Annotated in this window: 22 protein-coding genes and 1 pseudogene; 11 read left to right on the forward strand and 12 right to left on the reverse strand. The window is 74.9% G+C overall.

Translation table 11 applies throughout. From position 1 onward, the window contains the following. Positions 1–200: 200 nt before the first annotated feature. Positions 201–1,121, reverse strand: a pseudogene (locus tag AC07A6_RS35390) (AraC family transcriptional regulator); the annotation flags it as partial. Between the two features lie 95 nt (positions 1,122–1,216). Between AC07A6_RS35390 and AC07A6_RS35395 the strand changes: the two are divergent. Both AC07A6_RS35395 and AC07A6_RS35400 read left to right on the forward strand, forming a co-directional pair. After that, positions 1,217–2,122, forward strand: a complete 906-nt coding sequence (locus AC07A6_RS35395; protein WP_478779831.1) for an MBL fold metallo-hydrolase — start codon at positions 1,217–1,219, stop codon at positions 2,120–2,122. 49 nt (positions 2,123–2,171) lie between these two features. Beyond that, positions 2,172–2,696, forward strand: a complete 525-nt coding sequence (locus AC07A6_RS35400) for a GNAT family N-acetyltransferase (RefSeq protein ID WP_478779832.1) — start codon at positions 2,172–2,174, stop codon at positions 2,694–2,696. Here AC07A6_RS35400 and AC07A6_RS35405 read toward each other — a convergent pair. Further along, entirely contained in the window at positions 2,686–3,402 is a 717-nt protein-coding gene (locus AC07A6_RS35405) for a hypothetical protein (RefSeq protein ID WP_478779833.1), read from the reverse strand. The genes AC07A6_RS35400 and AC07A6_RS35405 overlap by 11 nt on opposite strands. 142 nt (positions 3,403–3,544) lie before the next feature. Then, positions 3,545–4,801, reverse strand: coding sequence for a serine hydrolase domain-containing protein (locus AC07A6_RS35410; protein WP_478779857.1), 1,257 nt, complete (start codon positions 4,799–4,801; stop codon positions 3,545–3,547). 164 nt (positions 4,802–4,965) lie between these two features. On the opposite strand from AC07A6_RS35410, the gene AC07A6_RS35415 reads away from it, so the two are divergent. Continuing rightward, positions 4,966–5,244, forward strand: coding sequence for a barstar family protein (locus AC07A6_RS35415; protein WP_478779834.1), 279 nt, complete (start codon positions 4,966–4,968; stop codon positions 5,242–5,244). Here AC07A6_RS35415 and AC07A6_RS35420 read toward each other — a convergent pair. After that, positions 5,228–5,971 (reverse strand): hypothetical protein, encoded by a 744-nt coding sequence (locus AC07A6_RS35420; RefSeq protein ID WP_478779835.1) that lies wholly within the window; start codon positions 5,969–5,971, stop codon positions 5,228–5,230. The two genes, AC07A6_RS35415 and AC07A6_RS35420, sit on opposite strands and share 17 nt — an antisense overlap. 202 nt (positions 5,972–6,173) lie before the next feature. Between AC07A6_RS35420 and AC07A6_RS35425 the strand changes: the two genes are divergently transcribed. Next, positions 6,174–6,998 (forward strand): PP2C family protein-serine/threonine phosphatase, encoded by an 825-nt coding sequence (locus tag AC07A6_RS35425; RefSeq protein ID WP_478779836.1) that lies wholly within the window; start codon positions 6,174–6,176, stop codon positions 6,996–6,998. A gap of 54 nt (positions 6,999–7,052) precedes the next feature. Next, the gene (locus AC07A6_RS35430; RefSeq protein WP_478779837.1) at positions 7,053–8,030 is read left to right on the forward strand and encodes an MASE1 domain-containing protein; all 978 of its coding nucleotides are present in this window, start codon (positions 7,053–7,055) and stop codon (positions 8,028–8,030) included. On the opposite strand, the gene AC07A6_RS35435 is transcribed toward AC07A6_RS35430, so the two are convergent. After that, complete coding sequence (locus tag AC07A6_RS35435) at positions 8,031–8,855, reverse strand: aldo/keto reductase (RefSeq protein WP_478779858.1); 825 nt, start codon at positions 8,853–8,855, stop codon at positions 8,031–8,033. 195 nt (positions 8,856–9,050) lie between these two features. Beyond that, positions 9,051–9,323 carry a hypothetical protein gene (locus AC07A6_RS35440; RefSeq protein ID WP_362463980.1) on the reverse strand — a complete coding sequence of 91 codons (273 nt, stop codon included), beginning with the start codon at positions 9,321–9,323 and terminating at the stop codon, positions 9,051–9,053. A 128-nt stretch (positions 9,324–9,451) separates the two neighbouring features. Here AC07A6_RS35440 and AC07A6_RS35445 point away from each other — a divergent pair, with 128 nt between their 5' ends. Further along, positions 9,452–9,910, forward strand: a complete 459-nt coding sequence (locus tag AC07A6_RS35445) for a MarR family winged helix-turn-helix transcriptional regulator (RefSeq protein WP_478779838.1) — start codon at positions 9,452–9,454, stop codon at positions 9,908–9,910. 109 nt (positions 9,911–10,019) lie between these two features. On the opposite strand, the gene AC07A6_RS35450 is transcribed toward AC07A6_RS35445, so the two are convergent. After that, on the reverse strand, positions 10,020–10,175 hold the full coding sequence (locus AC07A6_RS35450; protein WP_478779839.1) for a DUF6131 family protein: 156 nt from the start codon (positions 10,173–10,175) through the stop codon (positions 10,020–10,022). A gap of 173 nt (positions 10,176–10,348) precedes the next feature. On the opposite strand from AC07A6_RS35450, the gene AC07A6_RS35455 reads away from it, so the two are divergent. After that, the gene (locus AC07A6_RS35455; RefSeq protein WP_386271658.1) at positions 10,349–11,557 is read left to right on the forward strand and encodes a cytochrome P450 family protein; all 1,209 of its coding nucleotides are present in this window, start codon (positions 10,349–10,351) and stop codon (positions 11,555–11,557) included. 10 nt (positions 11,558–11,567) lie between these two features. On the opposite strand, the gene AC07A6_RS35460 is transcribed toward AC07A6_RS35455, so the two are convergent. The 3 genes from AC07A6_RS35460 to AC07A6_RS35470 form a co-directional block, all read right to left on the reverse strand. After that, entirely contained in the window at positions 11,568–12,092 is a 525-nt protein-coding gene (locus tag AC07A6_RS35460) for a DUF5133 domain-containing protein (protein WP_362463970.1), read from the reverse strand. A gap of 89 nt (positions 12,093–12,181) precedes the next feature. After that, a complete protein-coding gene (locus tag AC07A6_RS35465; protein ID WP_478779840.1) occupies positions 12,182–12,961 on the reverse strand; it encodes a maleylpyruvate isomerase family mycothiol-dependent enzyme in 780 nt (259 codons plus the stop codon). 70 nt (positions 12,962–13,031) lie between these two features. Then, positions 13,032–13,643, reverse strand: a complete 612-nt coding sequence (locus tag AC07A6_RS35470) for a TetR/AcrR family transcriptional regulator (RefSeq protein ID WP_478779841.1) — start codon at positions 13,641–13,643, stop codon at positions 13,032–13,034. Between the two features lie 149 nt (positions 13,644–13,792). Between AC07A6_RS35470 and AC07A6_RS35475 the strand changes: the two genes are divergently transcribed. Both AC07A6_RS35475 and AC07A6_RS35480 read left to right on the forward strand, forming a co-directional pair. Then, positions 13,793–15,232, forward strand: a complete 1,440-nt coding sequence (locus AC07A6_RS35475; RefSeq protein WP_478779842.1) for an amidase — start codon at positions 13,793–13,795, stop codon at positions 15,230–15,232. 44 nt (positions 15,233–15,276) lie between these two features. Next, the gene (locus tag AC07A6_RS35480; RefSeq protein WP_362463959.1) at positions 15,277–16,551 is read left to right on the forward strand and encodes a DUF1266 domain-containing protein; all 1,275 of its coding nucleotides are present in this window, start codon (positions 15,277–15,279) and stop codon (positions 16,549–16,551) included. A 78-nt stretch (positions 16,552–16,629) separates the two neighbouring features. Here the strand turns inward: AC07A6_RS35480 and AC07A6_RS35485 are convergent, their stop codons facing one another. Together AC07A6_RS35485 and AC07A6_RS35490 are read right to left on the reverse strand one after the other, a co-directional pair. Then, positions 16,630–17,595: an SMP-30/gluconolactonase/LRE family protein gene (locus AC07A6_RS35485; protein WP_478779843.1), complete on the reverse strand. Its 966-nt coding sequence runs from the start codon at positions 17,593–17,595 to the stop codon at positions 16,630–16,632. 79 nt (positions 17,596–17,674) lie between these two features. Next, a complete protein-coding gene (locus AC07A6_RS35490) occupies positions 17,675–18,391 on the reverse strand; it encodes a DUF4232 domain-containing protein (RefSeq protein WP_478779844.1) in 717 nt (238 codons plus the stop codon). Between the two features lie 268 nt (positions 18,392–18,659). Here AC07A6_RS35490 and AC07A6_RS35495 point away from each other — a divergent pair, with 268 nt between their 5' ends. Next, complete coding sequence (locus AC07A6_RS35495; protein ID WP_478779845.1) at positions 18,660–19,016, forward strand: hypothetical protein; 357 nt, start codon at positions 18,660–18,662, stop codon at positions 19,014–19,016. Positions 19,017–19,148: 132 nt separating this feature from the next. After that, the gene (locus AC07A6_RS35500; RefSeq protein WP_478779846.1) at positions 19,149–20,126 is read left to right on the forward strand and encodes a TAXI family TRAP transporter solute-binding subunit; all 978 of its coding nucleotides are present in this window, start codon (positions 19,149–19,151) and stop codon (positions 20,124–20,126) included. Positions 20,127–20,128: the final 2 nt, after the last annotated feature.

The following is a 20,128-nucleotide window of genomic DNA, read 5'->3' on the forward strand; positions in this document are numbered from 1 at the left end:
TCCGCGCCCGGGGGGGGGGGGGGGGGGGGGACGGGGGGGGGGGGGGGGGGGAGGGGGGGGGGAGGGGGGGGGGGGAGGGGGGGGGGGGGGAGGGGGGGGGGGTGGGGGGGGGGGGGGGGGAGAGGGGGGGGGGGGGGGGGGGGGGTGCGCCCGCCCCCCCCCCCCCCCCCCCCCCCCCGGCCCTCCGCGTGCGGCGCGCCGGCCGCCTCCCGGGCCCGGTACCGGCCCGGCGTCGTGCCGAACTCGCGGCTGAAGGCGTGCGACAGGGCGTACGGCGTGCCGTAGCCGACCCGGCGCGCCACCGCGGCCAGCGGGTCCTCGGTGCTGCGCAGCAGGCCGGCGGCGAGGTTCAGCCGCCACCAGGTGAGGTACGCCATCGGCGGCCGCCCCACCAGGGCGGTGAACCGCCGCGCCAGCGTCGGGCGGGAGACCCCCGCCTCGGCGGCCAGCCGCTCGTTGGTCCAGGGGGCGGCCGGATCCGCGTGCAGGGCCCGCAGCGCGGCGGCCGCCACCGGGTCGCCCAGCACGGCCGGCCAGCTGCCCGCCGTGCCCCCGGCGGTCAGCCAGGACCGGATCATGTAGACGAGGAGCAGGTCGAGCAGGCTGGGCACCGCGACACCGCCCCCCGGCCGCTGCCCGCCCAGCTCGCGGCCCAGCAGATCGATCGCGGAGCGCAGCTCGGGGTGACTCCCCACCCGGTTCGGCAGGTGCACCACCGCGGGCAGCTCCGCCATCAGCGGATGCGCCCGGCTGCGGTCGAGCCGGTACTTGCCGCACAGCATCTCCACCACCCCGCCGGCGCCGCCGCCCCCCGGCCCGGTCCGCCGCCACGCCGCCCGGACCGACTCGAACGGCACCGCCCGCGCCACGGCCCGCGCGTCGGCGGGGGAGTCCGCGATCACGTGCCCCGTGCCGTGCGGGAGCAGCACCGCGTCACCCGCGCCCAGCGACACGGGCGGGCCGCCGTCCGGCAGCAGCCAGCAGCCGCCCTCCAGGACCACGTGGAAGCCGGCGCCGTCGTACGGGGCGAACCGCACGCACCAGCTGCCGTCCACCCGCATCCGGTCGGACGAGGGCCTGCCGACCCGTACGGCCGAGATCGCGTCGCTCACCACATCCACCGCGCCACCCTATCCAGCGCACCCCGCGTGAGCCGCTCCCGTATCCCGGAGAGCGTCCGGAGCATTGAGCCGCTCACCGGGCCCTCCGTACGGTGATGATCATGGACAACGCGAACGGAAACAGCATGGTGCTCGGCGACGTCGAGGTCATCCGGGTGATCGAGTGGCAGGGGCCCTTCGGCCCCGTGGCGGACCTGGTCCCCGAGGCGGGGGAGCGGATGTGGAAGGACAACGAGCACTGGCTGGCCCCCGACCACATGCGGGCGGAGGACGGCCGCGCGGTGATGGCCCTGCAGACCTGGGTCCTGCGCAGCGGCGGCACCACCGTCGTCGTCGACACCGGGGTGGGCAACGGGCGCGAACGGCCCGGTGCCCCGCTGTTCCACCGGCGGGAGGGCGACTTCCTCGGGGCCATGGCCCGTGCGGGCGTCGACCCCCGGGACGTCGACTACGTCGTCAACACGCACGTGCACGCCGACCACGTCGGATGGAACACCGTCGAGGCCGCCGGGGAGTGGGTCCCCGCCTTCCCCAACGCCCGCTACCTGATCCCGGCCGCCGACGACCACCACTTCGGCCCGCGCGGCGGCTACGCCAAGGGGGTGCGGGAGGACGACCGGCTGATCTACGAGGACAGCATCGCGCCCGTGCACCGGGCCGGCCAGGCCGTGCTCTGGGAAGGGGCCCACCGCATCGACGAGCACCTCACCCTGGAGGCCGCCCCCGGCCACACCCCCGGCTCGTCGGTGCTGCGGCTGGCCTCGGGCACCGACCGGGCCGTCTTCGTCGGCGACCTCGTCCACAGCCCGGTCCAGATCCTCGCCCCCTCCTGCAACAGCTGCTTCTGCGCCGACCCGCGGCAGGCCGCGGCCACGCGGCGGCAGGTCCTCGGGCGCGCCGCGGAGCTGCGGGAGCTGGTGGTGCCCGCCCACTTCGGCGGCGGGGGAGCCGTCGAGGTCCACCGGGAGGGGGAGGGCTTCGGCATCAGCCGGTGGGCGTGACCCGAGCCGGATTGCGGAGTCGGATCATCGGACTGTTACGGTCCGGGGCATGCCCGAACTGGTCACCCCCACCCCCCGCCTGTACTCCTCCTGGCTCTCCGCCCAGGAGGAATGGGGGCCCGACGCCCACATGGACGGGGCCGGGCTCGGCGCCGACGACGACGTCACGACCCTGCGGGGCTTCGCCGACTGGACCGAGAGGCTGATCGGCCGGGCCGACCGGACGGCACCCGTCGAGCAGGGCCGGGTCCACGCCACCCACTGGTGGATCACCGAGGGCGACACCTACCTCGGCGCCATCGACCTGCGGCACTACCTGAACGCCTTCCTGCTCGACGCGGGCGGCCACATCGGCTACGGCGTCCGCCCCTCGGCGCGCGGACGCGGCCTGGCCGGGTGGGCCCTCGGCGAGGTCCTGCACGAGGCGCGGCTGCTCGGCATGGACCGGGTCCTGCTCACCTGCGACCCCGGCAACGGGGCCTCCGCCCGCACCATCGAGCGGGGCGGAGGCGTCCTGGAAGACGTACGGGAGACCCTGGTCGGCCCCAAGCGCCGCTACTGGATCACCCTCTGACGGGAGAGGCGGGAGAGGCGGGGGAGGCGGGAGAGGCCGGCGATCCCTGTGCCAGCCCGGAGAGGTCCAGCGCGCGCAGCATGGCGGGCAGGTCCCAGTGGCCGCAGGAACAGCCGGCGGCCAGTTCCTCCAGCGCCCCGGGCGTGAGCTCGCGGCGCACGGCGGCGTCCAGCAGCGCCGCCGCAGCCTCCTGGCGGTCCTCGAACGGGGCGCAGCGGCAGCCGTCCCAGGTGCCGTAGAGCAGCAGGTTCAGGAACTTCGGGTGCTCCGTGAAGCGGCTCATCCCGCAGTCCAGGCCGTCGTCGTCCAGGTCGTCCGGGTAGGGCGCCCGGGCCCAGGTGCCGTCCTCGGACCAGTAGACGCAGCCCAGCTCCCAGCTGCCGAGCAGGTCGCGCAGGGTCTCGTGGGGCAGCCAGTCCGGGCCCTGGGCCAGCATGTCCACGCCCGGCTCGTGCCACTTGACGGCGCTCGACTCGTCCTCGCCGTAGAGGACGTACCGGCCCCCGCCCATCGGGGCGAAGGTCCACCAGGTGCAGCCGCAGTCGTCGAGGTGCAGCCCCTCGGCGTCGATCCAGTGCCCGCTGCGGTGGACGCCCCGGCCCTCCGCCTCGGTGGAGGCCTCCAGCACCGCGACCAGGGCCCAGCGCGCCCACAGCACCTCGGCGGGCGGCAGGTCCCCGGGCAGGCCGGGGCGGTTGATGGTCATATCGGTGCAACCCCCATGAACATGACGGACGTGACGCAGGTGACGCAGGTGACGGACGTGACGGCCGTCCGCCGCCCGAGCCTATCGGGCCGGTGCCGGACGGCCACGGCCGCCGCGGGCCGGAACCCGCGGCGGCCCGCCCTCATCGGGCGTTGCGCTCCGGCAGGTCCACGTCGGCCGGGGCCGGGGTCGACGTCGCCGCGAAGCCGCGGGCGTTCGCCTTCACCGGCTTCTTGCCGCAGAAGGCCCCTTCGAGGGTGCCGCCCAGGGCGGTGTTCGCCGCGCCCTGGTTCGAGGTGTTCGCCATGGCGCTGAGCGTGCGGGAGCCGTCGCGGGTGGCGAAGGCGTAGGTGTAGAAGCCCTGCACGGTGCCCGTGTGGCCGTACACCGACGTACCGCACGACAGGTCGTAGCGGCGCAGGCCCAGCCCGTAGAAGCGGGTGTTGGTCGCGTCGGTGGGGGTCATCGTCAGCATCTGGTCCAGCAGGGCGGGCTTCACGAGCTTCCCGCTCACGAGCGCGGACATGAAGGTGCCGAGGTCCGCCGGGTTGGAGATCATCGCACCGGCCGACTGGGCCCACGACACCGTCTGCTCGGTGGAGTCGACCAGCGGGGCGCCGGCCTCGTCCGGGGTGAGGTAGCCGTGCGTGTGCAGCCCCTTGATCTTCGCGTCGGGGTGCACGTACGAGGTGTTGCGCAGCTTCAGCGGCTTGATGATGCGGCGCTCGTACTCCTTGGCCACCGGGCGGCCCGTGGCCTTCTCGATGAGCATGCCGACGACCACGAAGTTGGTGTTCGAGTACTTGTACGCGACCCCGGGCTCCGTCGTGCGCGGCTCGGCCAGGGAGAGCTTCACCAGCTCGTCGTAGCCGAACACCTTGTTCCGCACGGCCTCGAAGCCGGGAACCGTCTTGTCGAACATGGCGTTCGTGTAGTCCGCCAGCCCGCTGCGGTGGTTCAGCAGGTGCCGCACGGTGATCCGGTCGTCGGGCAGCAGCCCGGGCAGGTAGCGGTTGACCGGCTGGTCCAGCGCGATCTTCTTCTCGTCCACGAGCTGGAGCAGCACGACCGTCGAGAACGTCTTGGTGACGCTGCCGATCCGGAAGCGTGCCTGCGGGTCCATGGCCTGGCCGGTGACCTTGTCGCGCACCCCGACCTTCTCGACCAGGCTCTTCTTCCCGTCGCCGATGCGGGCCAGCGCGCCGGGCGCCCCTGCGGCGGTGGTGTTGCGCAACGCCTGTGCCACGGCCTCCAGATCGGGATCCGGCAGGGTGGCGGCGGCCGCTCCGGCGGTCTGCGGGAAGGCGGCGGGCGCGGCCTGGGCGGCGGTGGCGGGCACCACGGCGGCCACCGTGGCCAGCAGGGCGGCGCTGACGGCCAGACGGCGGTTCAGGGGCAGGAGCACGTTGTTCCTCTTACTCGGTGGGTGCGGTTCCCGGGACCTGGACGCGGCCGCCCGCCGAACGGCGGGAGAGGGGCGGCCGGAGGCCCGAGTCGATCAAGAGCTTACGCAAGATCACGCAAATCAGGTCATCGCGGTTCCCGCCGACGGGGCGTCACTGCGTGTGCGATCAGGGCACGCTGACGGCCCGTGGGATCGGCGGACGGCGACGACCTGCGTACTGGACGGCAGGCGGGATCCTCACCCCGGACGGCTTCCGGCGGGTGACGGGCGAGGCCGCCGACGGTCCCGGAGGCTACTCCGGCAAGAACCCCGACGCCTCAGGCGACTGCCTGCGCGGCGGCTACGGCACGCCGGAACGGGCCGCGGCACGCAGAGGCCGCGGCCCGACGGTCTTCTACCGGCTGGTGGACGTCTTCGGGGTCACCTCACGACCTTGAAGGTGATGGTCTCGGTGGTGGAGGTGGCCCACTTGCTGCGGTCCTGCGGGTTGTACAAGTTCACGCTGTACTGGAGGTTCTCCACGCCCTTGAAGCCCTTGAAGGGCTTGTAGACCAGTTCCTTGCGGCCCTTCTCGAAGGAGATCCAGCCGTGCTTGGGCGTGCTCACCTTTCCGAACCTCAGGTCGCCCGTGCCGGAGGCGAGCTCCCGGACGTTCACCACCACGCGGCCGTTCTGCTTCACCGTCTTGACGGCCTTGTGGACCTTCAGGTCCGTGGGCTTCCCGCGGTTGACGCCCTGCCCGTCCACGGGGACGATCCGGACGTAGACGACGACGTTCTTTCCGTCGTCGGAGGCGAAGCTCGCCATGGCCTTCAGGTCGACGAACACGGTCTTGTCCTCCCTGTTCGTCCACAGGTGCTTCCACTTCCCGCTCTCCACGTACTCGCGCTCGACCAGAAGGCCGTGGGGTGCCTCCCCGTCGAACAGCGCGAAGGTGGAGCTGACGAGCTGGTCGGCCGTGTGGGTGGGGTTGACGGAAAGGCTGTACCCCGGCCTCAGGAAGAAGTGCCCTTCGGTGCAGTCCGTGTAGTCGTAGTACGAGGCCTTCGGACACGTGACCTTGTAGTCGTCAGCCGGAAGCGTCCTGGCCGCCGCCGAGGTGGAGCCGTACAGCGGGACAGCGAGGAGTCCGGTGAGGGCCACGCACAGGGTCCGTCCGGGCATGGCACACCTCCTGAGTTCTCAGGGCCGGGTACCGGTCCGCTCCCCCTCATCGTCCCACCCCCCGCCGGCCGGCCGGGACGGGCCGCTCAGGGGCTCCCTGCCGCACCGGGCGCCCGGCGGAATCCGTCCGGCCGAAATATGATGGCCCTGGATCTTCGCGTCGCGGGAGCAGGGAGACCATGCACATACCCCGGAGGGGTCCGTGACCCCTCGGCGCCAGCCGCACCGGCCCGACAGCGCCGACCTGCTGAGCATGCTGGGCCGGCTCAGCGCGCAGGCGCGGGAAGGGGCGCGGTTCCAGCACGCCCGGGTGGAGCTGGCCGAGGCCCTCCAGCGCGAGATGCTGCCCTCCTCCCTGCCCGTCCTGCCGGGGCTGCGCACGGCCGCCCGTTACGCGCCCGCCCAGCACGGCCTGGAGATCGGCGGCGACTGGTACGACGGGTTCCGGGTGGCCGAGGACGCCCTCGCCTTCTCCATCGGCGACGTACAGGGCCACGACGTGGCCGCCGCCGCCTTCATGGGGCAGGTCAGGGTCTGCCTGCGCGCCGTGGGGGCCGTCGTCGCCGATCCCGGCGAGGTGCTCGGCCGCGCCAACGACGTCCTGCTCTCCCTCGACAGCGAGCTGTTCGCCACCTGCAGCCTGCTCCGCTACGACCCGTGCACCGGCGACCTCGCCAGCGCCCGGGCCGGCCACGTGCCGACCGTCTGGGCCACCGCCGCCGGCCGGTACGGGCTCGCCGAGGACGCGGGCGGCCCGCCCCTGGGCACGGTCCCCGGCGCGCGGTACTCGGTCACCCGGCGCCGGCTGACGGAGCCGGGCTCGATCGTCCTGCTCACCGACGGTGTCGTCGAGGGCCCGGCGTTCCCGATCGAGGTGGGCCTGGAGCGGGTGCTGCGGATCGTCCGGGAGGCGGCGGGCGGCGACCCGGACGAGCTGGCGGCCGAGGTGATCAAGGTGGCCGACTCCACCGGCCACGCCGACGACGCCGCGGTGCTCGTCCTCAGCCACGGCCCGGCGGGCGCCTGATCCCCGCCGGGCGTGTCACGCCCCGCACCGGCGGCCGGGCTGTTGTCTGATGCTGTGGTGCGCACCGTGCAATGGCGGGGTCCGTCCGAGGCGCTCCTGCGGATCCTCGGGGTCGCCGCCGCCTACTACCTGAGCGGCCGGCTCGGCCTGCTGCGGCAGGTGGTCGTCGAGGGCTCGGTCGTCACGCCCCTGTGGCCGCCCACCGGCATCGCCCTCGCGGCCCTGCTCTGGTTCGGACCGCGGGTCTGGCCGGGCATCGCCCTCGGCACGTACCTCGCCATCGAGGGGATCACCGCCTTCCGCCCCGTCGACCTCCTCATCGTCCTCGGGAACACCCTGGCCCCGCTGTGCGCGTACGCCCTGCTGCGCCGCGTCGGCTTCCGGCCCGAGCTCGACCGGCTGCGGGACGGGCTGGCGCTGGTCTTCGCCGGCGGCCTGCTGCCGATGCTGGTCAGCGCGACCGGCGGCGCCGGGACGCTGCTGCTCACGGGCGACCTGCCGGCGGCGAAGTTCTGGGGGGTGTGGTCGGCCTGGTGGGCCGGGGACACCATGGGCGTGCTGCTGGTGACCCCGCTGCTGCTGGTCCTGCGCCGGGCCCGGCCGCCCAGGGACCCCTACCGGGTGGCCGAGGCCCTCGCACTGATGGCGGCGGCGGGCGTGGTGACCGCCGTCACCACCCACAGCAGCCTGTCGCTGCTCTTCCTGGTCTTCCCGCTCCTGATCTGGGCCGCCGTCCGCTTCCAGCTGGCCGGCAGCGCGCCCTGTGCCCTGCTGGTGTCGGTGGTGGCCGTGGGGTCGGCGATCGACCAGGCCGGGCCCTTCGCCCAGCACAGCCTGCTGGAGGTCATGGTCAACCTCCAGGCCCTCAACGGGGCGGCGGCCCTCACGGGGCTGCTGCTGTCGGCCATGGTCACCGAGCAGAACAACGTCCGCCTGAAGATCGAGGAGGTGTGCGAGGACCTGGCCGAGGTGGTGGCCCACCTCGCCCCCGGCCGGCGGGACGGGTGGCCGGATGACCGGCGGGACGGGTGATCAGGGAAGCGGTACGCCCCGGGCCGTGGTCCACAGCCCGTACCACTCCTCGTGCGTGAGGTCGGGCGGGTTCAGGGCCGCGTCGCGGCAGGCGCGGATGCGGTCGGGGCGGGCCGTGCCGATCACGGGGGCGATGCCCGCCGGGTGCCGTGTCAGCCACCACAGCAGCACCGACTCCGGGGTGGTGCCCTTCTTGCGCGCCAGCTCTTCCAGCAGGGCGGCCGTGGCCCGCTCGGCCGGTGTCCGCTGCCCTCCCGTGAACCGGCCCTGGGCGAGCGCGCCCCAGGCCTGGAGCCGGATGCCGTGGTCGAGGCAGTGCTCCAGCGTTCCGGGTGCGAAGCCGTGACCGGCGCCCTCGGGCGTGTTGAGCAGTACGCCGGACTCCACCCAGGCGCGGCTGTGCAGGCTCATCTCCAGCTGGTTGGCGACCAGCGGCACGTCCAGCCGCGCCTGGAGGCGGGCGATCTGCGGGGCGCCCGTGTTGGAGACCCCGAAGGCGCGCACCAGTCCCCGTCCGTGCAGGGACATCAGGGCGGACGCGATCTCGTCCGGGTCGGCCAGGGGGTCGGGGCGGTGCAGCAGGAGCACGTCGACGGCGTCGGTCCGCAGCCGTTCGAGGCTCTCCTCGACGCGCCGGACGATGCTCGGGCCCCGCAGGTCGTACATGCCGGGGCCGCCGTCGCGGCCGGGCAGGCGGATGCCGCACTTGGTCTGGAGGGTGATGCGCTCCCGGAGTCCGGGCGTCCGGGCCAGCACCTCGCCGAAGACCGCCTCGGCCTTGCCGTGCCGGTAGATGTCGGCGTGGTCGAAGACGGTGATCCCGATGCCGAGCGGCGTGGACGGCCTCCTCGGCGGCGTCGACGTCCCGGGGGCCGTACGGGCCCGGCTCCCAGCTCCCGCCCAGCCCCATGCACCCGTACAGCAGCCGCCCGCCGCCCCTGCCCGTCTCCGTGTTCGTCGTCACGGGGCGAGCCTAGGGGGTGTCCAGGCGCTGCTTCCCGGACGGCCCCTGGACCGGGGTCAGTGGCGGCGGCGGTGGGTGCGGGCCTGGCATGTCCACCAGGTGACGGCGCCGATCAGGCCGCCCAGCCACCACAGCAGCACCGCCGGGGCCGCCGCGTACGAGGGCCACATCAGCCACCCCAGCGCCCAGCCGGTGGCGACGACCGCCAGTGGCGGGGCGGCCGCGTAGGCCCACACGGGCGCGCGGCGCACCAGCCGCACGGCCAGCCGGCCGAAGGCGAACGCGGCCAGGGCGAAGCCGTTCAGCAGGAGCAGCCCTACGAGCCCCATGGTCGGTGCCTCCGGTTTCGGGAACGGGAGGACGATACGCCACCGCGGGGGCCCGGCACCGAGATGCTCGACGGCTCCTTGACTACTCAAGCTTTTTCCCTGATGCTTGAGGAGTCAAGGAGGTAGCAATGAGTGATGCGCTGGATGTGTCCCTGCGCCTGGTGAAGGCCCAGACGGCCCTGGTGCGACGGTTCGACTCCCGGCTGGGGTCCCTGTACGGGGTCAGCCTGGCCGACTTCATGGTCCTGCTCCACCTCGGGCGGGCGGAGGGCGGCCGCATGCGCCGCGTCGACCTCGCCGGAGCGCTGGGGCTGACCGCTTCCGGGGTGACCCGGGGGCTGGGCCCGCTGGAGCGGATCGGCCTCGTGGTCCGCGAGGCGGACGCCCGCGACGCCCGCGTCGCCTACGCGGCGCTGACGGACGCCGGCCGCGAACGGCTTGCGGACTGCCTCAAGGCCGCCGACCAGGTCGCCGCCGAGGTGTTCGCGGCGCCCGAATGGGCCCCGGCCGAGGTCGGGACCCTCAGCGCCCTGCTGACGCGCATGGGCGGCACCGGCCTGCCCGAGGACCACGGCGCGGGGGTCTGAGCCCGGGCGGCGGCGTACGGGCCGGAGGGGTGGACCCTCCGGCCCGTACGGCCGTCCGGCGCCTGAGCGGTGCGGTGAAGCGGGCTGCGGTGCCGGGCTCCGGCCCGGCCTACCAGTAGTGCCGTCGTCCTCCGATGGCGTGTCCGACGGCTCCCAGGAGCCACAGGACCAGCCCGACGAGGACCAGGATGAGGCCGATGGTCCAGAGGATGGCGATGCCGGCGACATAGCCGACGATCAGCAGGATGACGCCCAGAATGATCATGGTTTCCTCCGATCTCCGGGTGGGCGTCTTCCCCATTGCCGCGCCGCAATGCATCCCCGCGCGGTCGAACCGGAACCGGACGCCCCGCCACCCCCCGCGGTGACACCGCGACTACTCTGGGGTGAACGCGCGGCGCCGCACCGCCGCGACGCATTCGACTCAGGGGGAATGGAATGGCACTTCGGCCTGCCGTCGTCGATCTGCTGGAGCTCAGCCCGGACTTCGTACGGGACCCGTACCCGGTCTACGCCGCACTGCGGGAGCGGGGCCCCGTGCACCACGTACTGACGCCCGACGGCGAGCACATGTGGCTCGTCGTCGGCCACGAGGCCTGCCGCACGGCCTTCACCGACCCGCGGCTGAGCCGCGACTGGCGCCGCTCGGGGGACGTCGGCCAGATCATCAACGCCGAACAGGACCACCCGGCGCTGGCGCACATGCTGATGTCCGACCCGCCGGACCACACCCGCCTGCGCCGCCTGGTGGCCCGGGAGTTCACCCCCCGGCGCATCGAGGCCCTGGCGCCGCGCATCCAGCAGATCACCGACGAGCTGCTCGACGCCATGGAGGCGGACGGCGGCCGCCGCGGCGATCTGGTGGAGGCCTTCGCCTTTCCCCTGCCGATGACCGTCATCTGCGAACTCCTGGGCGTCCCCGCCCTGGACCGCGAGGCGTTCCGCGGCTGGTCCAACGAGATGGTCGCCCGCACCAGCGCGGAGGCCGAGGCCCGCGCGTACGAGGAGATGCCCCGGTACCTGGGCGGCCTCATCGACGCCAAGCGCGCCGAACCGGGCGACGACCTGCTCAGCGCGATGATCCACGCCGTCGACGAGGGCGGCGACCGGCTCTCGCCCGCCGAGCTGATAGGCATGTGCGTCCTGCTGCTCATCGCCGGGCACGAGACCACCGTCAACATGATCGGCAACGGGATGCGCGCGCTGTTCGCCCACCCCGGGCAGCTCGCCGACCTGCGCGCCGACCTCGGCCTGCTGGACGGCGCCATCGAGGAGATGCTGCGCTACGACGGGCCGGTGGAGACCTGTACCGAGCGACTCGCCCTGGAGGACGTGGAGATGGGCGGGACGGTGATCCCCAAGGGGTCCGCCGTCCTGATCGCCATGGCGGACGCGGACCGCGACCCGGCGCGCTTCGAGGACCCGGACCGCTTCGACATCCGCCGCGACGCGCGCGGCCACATCGCCTTCGGCCACGGACTCCACTACTGCCTCGGCGCGCCGCTGGCCCGGATGGAGGGCCGCATCGCGCTCCGCTCCCTGCTGGAGCGCTTCCCGGACCTGGAGGGCGACGCCGACGCCGCCAAGCTGTCCTGGGTGCCCGGCATGCTGATCCGCGGCGTACGGGAGCTCCCCGTCCGCTGGTGACCGGCGCGCCCTACTCCTGGGCCAGGAGGTGCCGTTCGGCCGCCAGGACGGCTTCGTGGGTGGTGGGGCGGCCCATCAGGACGCACAGGGTGTAGGCCACGTCGTCCATGGCCCGCAGCGTGCCCGGGTCCGTGGGGGCCGCCGCGAGGCGGGCCTGGCAGCCGCGCAGGCGCGACAGGACCTCCTCGGTCCGCAGGCGGCTCGGCAGGATCCCCACGCCCCGGAAGGCACCGGGCGGCAGGGGGGTGCGGGCCGCCTGCACCGCCCGGTGCAGGGCCCGTTCCACCCGCCCGGGCACCGGCAGGCCCAGCGATCCGGCCACCATCGCCTCCGCGGCCTGCGCGGCGGTGATCCGGGCCCGGTCGGCCGCCGCCAGCAGGATCTGCTTCGCCTCGCGGGCCGAACACGGCGCGGCGGCCATCACCAGACCCAGTGCCCACAGCTCGGTCGGCGCCTGCCCGAGCGGCCGTTCCACGAGGGGAGGGGCCTGCGCCGCGAGGGCGGCGGCGGACGGCGGGTCACCAGGAGACGCCACGTGAGGATCCCTTCGGCGGGGCATGTGCCCTCCCACGCTGACACAGCCCCCGGGGATCCGCACGTCCCGTTCCGCGCGGCCGCCGCCGGTCAGAACGCGGAGTTGGCGAACCAGAGGTCGAGCAGCCCGTCGTCGCCGGCGGTGCCGACGCCCGGTGCGCTGCGGTCCAGCCGGCCGTAGAGCAGGAGCAGCAGGTCCGCGGCTCCCGCCCGGACCTCCGCCTCGGCGGGGACCGCGAGGCCGTCCGCGTCGAGGTCCGCGTCGAGGCCGAAACCGTCGGGCCGCAGCCGGACCAGCCGGCTCGCGTCCGTGTCGGTGCACCGGAACCGGACGGCCTCGCCGGACCCGCGCAGGTGCGCGACCTTCGGCGCGAACAGCGCGGCGAAGGGCAAGTTGGCCAGGAACTCGTCCACGCCGTCCCGCGCGAGCGCGGGGTCGATCACCGAGGGGAGTCCTAGGGCCCGTTCGGCGTCGACGCGGTGCACCAGCGTCTCGAACAGCATCCGGCGGATCCAGAACCGGGCGTGCCCGTCCGCGCCCCAGACCCACATCGGGGCGTCCGGGTCGGTGTCCGCGAAGACCTCGGCCGCCTCGGCGGCGCCGGCCCTCAGCCATTCGGCGTAACCGTCCTGGTGCTCGGGCAGCCGCAGGTCGACCTCACGGCCGGCCGGGGGCTGCTGGATCCGCTGCCGCAGCAGTACCGAGAACCAGCGGTGAACGCCGCCGGTGTGCCGGACCAGGTCGGCCAGCGTCCAGCCGGGGCAGGTGGGTACGGGGACCGTCAGGTCGGCGTCCGCGAGCAGGGCCGCGAAGCGGGCGGTCTCTGCCGCTACCGCCGCCCCGTGGTCGATCCGGTCGGCCGTGTGCATGGTGGGGGAGTCCTTCCGTCCTGTCGTGCGCGCTCCGCCGGCACTCTTTCACAGGCCCGCGGAGGTGGTCTCACCGGCCTGCGGCCGGCCCCTCCCACAGGCCGCGCAGGTGCGCGTGGAGCACTTCCTCGGCCTCCCGCGGGCCGAGGTGCCCGATCAGGACGTGCGTGGTGAGGCCGTCCGCCAGGGCCAGGACGGCGCGCGCCTCGCGCTGCGGGTCGAGGTCCGCCGGCCCGTCCGCACCCTCGCAGGCCTCCGCGATGAGCCGGGCGAACGCCGCGTGCAGGGCCGCGTAGTTCGCCCTCAGCGTCTCCGCCAGTGGTGCGCTGACGGCGGCCTGCGCGACGAAGGCGAGCCAGACCCGGGCCTCGGCCCGGTGTTCCTCCCGCAGCAGCGCGACCTCGGTGGCCGCGTGGCCCAGGGCGGACGCGGCGGACTGCGCGGGGCTGCGGACCAGCCGGGCCCGTACGCGTTCGCCGATGGCCTCGCCCACGTACCCGAGGGCGAAGAGCAGCATTTCCTCCTTGGTGGCGAAGCACCGCTGCACGGCGCCCATCGACACCTCGGCACGGGCCGCCACGTCGCGCAGCGTGACGCCCTCCAGTCCGCGTTCGTCGGCGAGGCGGCAGACGGCCTCGGCGATGAGACGGCGCCGCCCCTCGTGGTCCACCTGCCTGGGCATGCGCACCCGCCTTCCCGTTCCGGCCCCGCCCGGGCCGCCCGTCGCGATCCCGTACGCCCCCACCTTATTCGATGCGAGCGCATCGGTTCCTCGGCTATGGTTCCGATGCAAGCGCATCAGAACGTCAACGAGCAGGGAGCACGGGGAACATGAGGGAGACGCAGGAGACGCACGAGGACCTCTGGCGGCGGCCGGCCGCCGAACAGGCGCGCGCCGTGCGCGGCGGCGAGGTGTCGGCGGTGGAGCTCGTCGAGAGCCATCTGGAGCGGATCGCCGAGGTCAACCCGGGGGTGAACGCGGTGACCCAGCTGATGGCCGACCGGGCCCTCGAAGCCGCCGCCGCGACGGACCGCCGCCGGGCCGCGGGCGAACCGCTGGGCCCCCTGGCGGGCGTGCCGTTCACGGTCAAGGAGACCACCCCCGTCGAGGGCGTGCCGACCACCTTCGGCGTCGAGCGCTTCCGCCACTTCACCGCGGCCGCCGACGCGCCCCCCGTGGCCCGGCTCCGCGCCGCGGGCGCCGTACCGATCGGGCACTCCAACATGCCCACCCTGGTCCTCGCCGGGATGCACACGCGCAGCGAGCTCTTCGGCGACACCGCCAACCCCTGGGACCCCGCCCGCACCCCGGGCGGCACCAGCGGGGGCGACGCGGCCGCCGTCGCCACCGGCATGGCGGCGCTCGGCCTCGGCAACGACTCCGGGGGCTCCATCCGCGTCCCCGCCCAGTTCTGCGGCGTCGCCGGGCTCAAGCCCACCACCGGGCGCTTCCCCGCCGACCACCGCGTCCTCGGCCCCGACGACCCCGGACCGGCCTCCCAGATACTGGTGACCGACGGGCCCCTCGCCCGCCGCGTGGGCGACCTGCGGCTCGCCTACGAGGCGCTGGCCGGCGCCGATCCGCGCGACCCCCGCTCCGTACCCGTCCCCCTGTACGGGCCCCCGCTCCCCGGCCCCCTGAAGGTCGCGGTGGTGGCCGACCCCGGCGGGCACGGCGTCCACCCGGCGGTCCGCGCGGCCGTCGCCGACGCGGCCGGGGCCCTGCGCGACGCCGGCTACGACGTGCGCGAGGTGGCGGACGTACCCCGGCTGGACGAGGCCCTCGAAGCGTACGACCGGATCACCATGACCGAATTCGCCCCGAGCTGGCCCGTGGTGCGCACGCTCCTCGGCGAGGGAGGCGACCGCTACATCCAGATGGCGATGGAGAAGACCCCGCCCGCCACCGCCGAGGAACTCGTCCGGCTCATGGGCACCTGGCTCGGCATCCGCCGCTCGTGGGCCGAGTTCCTCGACGGGTACCCGCTGCTGCTCGGCCCCTCCTTCACCGAACCGCCCGTCGAACCGGGACTGGAGTCCCGCGACCGCGCCGGCCGGGACCGGGTCGCCTCGGGCATGCGGCTGTGCACGGCCACCAGCTTCGCCGGCCTGCCCGCCGTGGCCGTGCCGACCGGGCTGTACGACGGGCTGCCCGGCGGGGTGCAGATCGTCGGACGGGCCTTCCGGGAGGACCTGTGCCTGGACGCGGCCCAGGCGGTGGAGGACCGGCTCGGCGTCCTCACCCCGGTCGACCCGCGCTCGGCGGGCTGACACCGGCGCGGCACCCCGGAAGATCCACCCCTTAGGGTTTGCCCATGGGTTTGACAGCAGGTCACGAACAGGGAGCCCCGCCCGGTCCGACGGCGCCGGCGCAGGGCTGGCAGGCACCGAGCGCGGTCGAACGGGGGCTGTACGAAGCGAGGATGCGCGGCGACTGGCCCGCGTACTACGACCTCGTCGCCCGCGCCGACCTGTACATGATGCAGTCGCGGGCGGCCGTCGACGCGAACCCGGGCAACACCCGCTTCCACCCGTACTGGAACCCGCAGACCGGGACCATGTGCCTGGCCGTCTACACGGGCGGCATGCTGCCGCCGCCCGCCGCGGACCCCGTCTACAACTGCTACGACCTGGACTGGTTCGCGAAGGTCTGGAACCAGGACGACCCGCCCTACCTCGTCGTCAACCCCGGCAGCCCCTGCGAGGGCGTACTGCCGGCCGGACCGGAGGGCCGCGCCCTGTGGCAGCGGCACTCCGCCCCCGTGGACCGCCCCGGACTCGCCCGGGACGCCATCCACACCCTGGAGGTCGGCGGCCCCCGCAGCGGCCAGGTCGCCTTCGGCCTCGGCGTCGGCGCGCACATCAACGTGCGCAACGGCCGCTACTGGAACGCGATGGCCTACCACGGCTGCGGCTACCTCGACGAGAAGCGCGCGCTGGAACGCTGGTGGGGCGTCACCACCCGGGAGGACTGGCTGGAGACCCAGGAGCAGCTGCTGCGCGCCGGCATGGTCAGCGGCGTCTGGGAGTTCGTCCTGCAACTGCGCCGCTCCATGGCCCTGGACTTCGCGGGCCCCGTCGACACCGACCACTGGCGCCAGGCCGCGGGCAGCGTCGTGCGCCGGCGCGCCGAGGCGGCCGCCGAACCCCGGCTGACGCCCGACGGGGTCAGCCGGGGCCGCACCGTCACCGAGGCGGAGACCGAGGGCCAGGTGGCGGGCGTGCAGCGGCTGATCGGCCGCATCGCCCGCTACGAGGCGCGCTTCCGCGCCGACGGCCTGCTCCCCGAAGGCGGGTTCGTCCGCTCCGTCGAGGCCTGGGACTACGGCCGTGCCTCCGCCATGGCCCGCTGGGCCCTCGCCACCCGCCTGTGCTCCCTGCCCGAGGCGGAGGCCGCCGTGGTCCGTGCCGGACGCCTGGCCCAGGTCAACTACCGCTCGTGGGAGGACTTCTCGGCCGCCTACGTGCTCGGCCGCTGCCTCCATTTCGACGAGGAGGAGTTCGGGGAGTGGTACGAGACCGCCCTCGGCACCCACCGCGTCCTGGCCACGGACCCCGCCAGCCCCTGGCGCACCCTCCCCTGGACCTGACCTGACCTGACCTGACCCGGCCCGGCCGGGCCCCGCGCCGGGCGGGGCCGGGCGGGGCTGCGTCAGGCCAGGTCGGGCTCAGCGGCCGGCCTCGGCGCCGCCCGGCACCTCGTAGACCTTCCCGTCCACGCCCGCCCGGTAGAGCCTGCCCGCCGGGAACCCCCGGTCGCCGTGCCCGTAGGCGATCTGCGTCGAGAGGTGGAGCCCCGACTCCACGGAGCACAGCCGCCCGTCCTCGACCCGCCAGATCTCGCCCGCCGCGTGCGTGGCGATCAGCGGGCGGCCCCGGCCGTCGAGGGTCAGCCCGTCCGGCAGGGCGAGGGCGTCGAAGAGCCCGGCGGACACCCACAGCCGCGGGTGCGCCGGATCGCCCACGGGGATCCGGTACAGCCCCGGGGCCACCGTGGTCTGCACGACGTAGACCTCGCCCCCGTCCGGGGAGACCGCGATCCCGTTGGGCTGCGGGACGCGGGCCCAGGCCGGATCGACCCGGCCGTCCGGGGTGACCCGGCCGATGTTCCGGCCGCCCAGGGTCGTGGTGTACACCGTTCCGTCGGGGGCCAGGGCGACCCCGTCGATCCCGCCGAGGCCGGAGGCGTACGTACTGACCGCGCCGGAATCCGGGTCCACCCGCAGCAGCCGCGAGGTGGGGAACAGGTCACCGGTCAGCGAGTGCGCGAGGTCGTTGCCGGTGCCGACGAGGAGCTGCCCGTCGGCGCGGACCACGATCCCGCCGTTGGCCCCGACGTCCCCGGTCAGGGCCACCGGGGCGCTGCCCGGCGCGTCGATCCGGTAGACCCGGCCGCTGAAGTAGGCGGTGGCGAACATCCGGCCCCGCCCGTCGACCGCGATCGACTCGACCCAGTCGGGCAGTTGCGCCACCTGCACGGGTGCCGCCGCCCCGGGCGCCCCGGCGGCGCACCGCTCCGCGGCGTACGCGGGCCCCGCCGCCGCGGTGGCCGCGGCCGCGGCCAGCACGGCCGCGGCCGCCAACCCCGCGCGGGGTCCCCGTAAGACGGTGCGGAGCATCCTGTCGAGCCTCATCGCTTCCCCTCCGTGGTCAGATCTGACTGCCCGTGAAGTATCGGCGCGGGCCCGCGGGGCGCACCACCCCGCCCCGGCCTCAGGTGGGCTTGACGGCGGAGAAGGCGGTGACGGTCGCCTTGTCGTCGCATTCGGCGAAGACGCCGTCGGTCATGGCGATCTGGTGCGAGCCCGCGCCCGGAACGCCGATCACCATGGTCGGGAAGGAGCCGGGGGTGGCGCCGGAGACGCAGTACCCGTCCGCCTCGCCCTGGACGTTGACGAAGGTGAGCTTCGTCCACGCACGGGCGCCCGGCGCCAGCGGTACCGTCGAAGCCTTGCCGCTCTGGGTGATCGTCATGGGCACGTTCTTGCCCGGCGAGCCGTTGCCCGCCCCGGCGACCGTCGGGAACCCGTTGAGGGTGCAGGTGTGCTTCGAGGTGTTGGTGACGGACACGATGGCGGCCCCCGTCCCCGTACCGGGCGGCCGGACCGCGGCCTGCTCGGCGTCCGAGACCTTGACCTCGCCGGTCGTGCAGGGCTTCGCCCCGCCACCGCCCGGGGCGGACGCCGACGGGCTCGGCGCGGTGCCGCCCGACCCGCCGGTGGCGGAACCGCCCGACCCGCCGGCCGAGGAGCCGCCCGTCGGCGCCGGCGTCGGCTTGGCCGGCACCGAAGCGGTGGGCGGAGCCGGCGGCGTCCCGGCCGCACCGTCGTCGGCCGGGCCGCAGCCCGTCATCAGGACGGCGGCCGCGGCGGCCGCGGCGGCCGCCACGAGCAGCGCCGCCGGGCGGCGCGGGCCTGCTGTGTACTGCATGGGATGCTCCTCGATGTCTCCCGGCCGGCCCCGCACCGGCACGCGTGCAGGGACACGGCGCACCGCCCCGCAGGAGTTCCCGCGCTGCGCCGTTGTGGCAGTCCTGTCACACGACCATGACGTTCCCCCGCCGCCGGACGCGGGGAGTGCGACGGCGGGGGAGCGGGAACGCTGGTTCGGGGCGGGGGCCGACAGCGGCCGACGGGGGCGGGCGGACGGGCGGGACGGGGGCGGCATGGGCCGGTGGCGGGTGCCTCGGTGGCTCGGGGTGTTCAGATGGCTGACACTGCTCGGGATCGCGATGCTGGCCTTCGGCTTCTGGTCCTCACCGGAGGCCGGGAACGACGGGACGGTACCGCTGCGCACGGTGGAACGGCGCGCGGACGGCGACTGCCTCGTACGGTACGCCGCCCCGTGGGAGCCCGGGCGGACGCGGACCGCCGTGTTCCGGTGTGGCGCCGAGGAGGCCGCCCTGGCCGAGCGGTGGCCGTGGCGCGGAGACCTCTACGAAGCGGACGCCGGCTCACCGGTCCCCGAGGGGCTGTCGAAGCTCCTCGGCCTGCTGGGCACCTTCGCCGCCGTCACCGGAGTGGCCCTGGGCTGCCACCGCCACTTCGGGGCGTGAGTGGCTAGGGGGTGTCCGCGCAGTGGCGCCGTCCGCCCGGAGGGCGGGCCCCGCAGGGTCCGGTGCGGCGAGAGCGCGTGCCGGGCGTCGCGGGGCAGGCACCACTTTGCGGACACCCCCTACGCTGACGCCGTGACGGACACGCGGACCGGCCGCCGGCGGCTGATACGGGCCGGGCTCGGCGCGGCCGCCGCGGCGCTCGCCGGCTGCGCGGCGGACTCCGGGCCGGTGCGCCGGCTGCGGCTCGCGACCGGGCCGCGCGGAGGCCCGTACAACGCCTTCGGCCTGGCCCTGGCCCGGGCCGCCGCCGACACCGGGAGCGGGCTGGAGATCGTGCCGGTGGACACCGCCGCGAGCGTGGACAACCTGAGCAGACTGGACGAGGGCTCGGTGGACCTGGCCCTGGCCACCGCCGACGTCGCCGAGGACGCGGTGCTCGGGCGGGAGCCGTTCCCCCGCGCGGCCGCGGTGACGGCCCTCGCCCGGGTCTACGTCAACTACACGCACCTGGTGGTCCCCGCCGCCGGACCGGTGCACGCCGTACCCGACCTCGCCGGACGCCCCGTCGCGGCCGGCGCCGCCGGGTCCGGGGTACAGGTGGTCGCCGGACGCATCCTGCGCGCCGCCGGGCTCACCGGGCCCGGCGCGGGCCCGGCCCCGGCGGACGTGCGCCAGCTGGGCCTCGCCGAATCGGCGGCCGCCCTGCGCACCGGCGCCGTCGCCGCCTTCTTCTGGTCCGGCGGCGTCCCCACCCCGGCCCTGACGGAGCTGGCCCGCGGGCTGCCGCTGCGCTTCCTCGCCCTGGACGGCCACGTGGGCCCGCTGCGCGAACTCCACGGCCCCGTCTACACGGCCGTCACCCTCCCGGCCGGCGCGTACGGACTGACCGCCCCCGTCGGCACCCTCGGCGTCGGCAACTACCTCCTCGCCCGGGACACGGTGCCCGCGGACGCCGCGAGCGCCCTGCTGCGAGTGGTGTCCGACCGGTGGCGCGACCTGCTGCGCGACGTCACCGCGGGCGTACGGCTGGAGCCCCGCTTCGCCATCTCCACCGGGAAGGTCCCCCTCCACCCGGGCGCCGCCGCCCACTACCGCTCCGTGTACGGCTGAAC

The sequence above is a fragment of the Streptomyces sp. NPDC044002 genome, assembly GCF_056434525.1.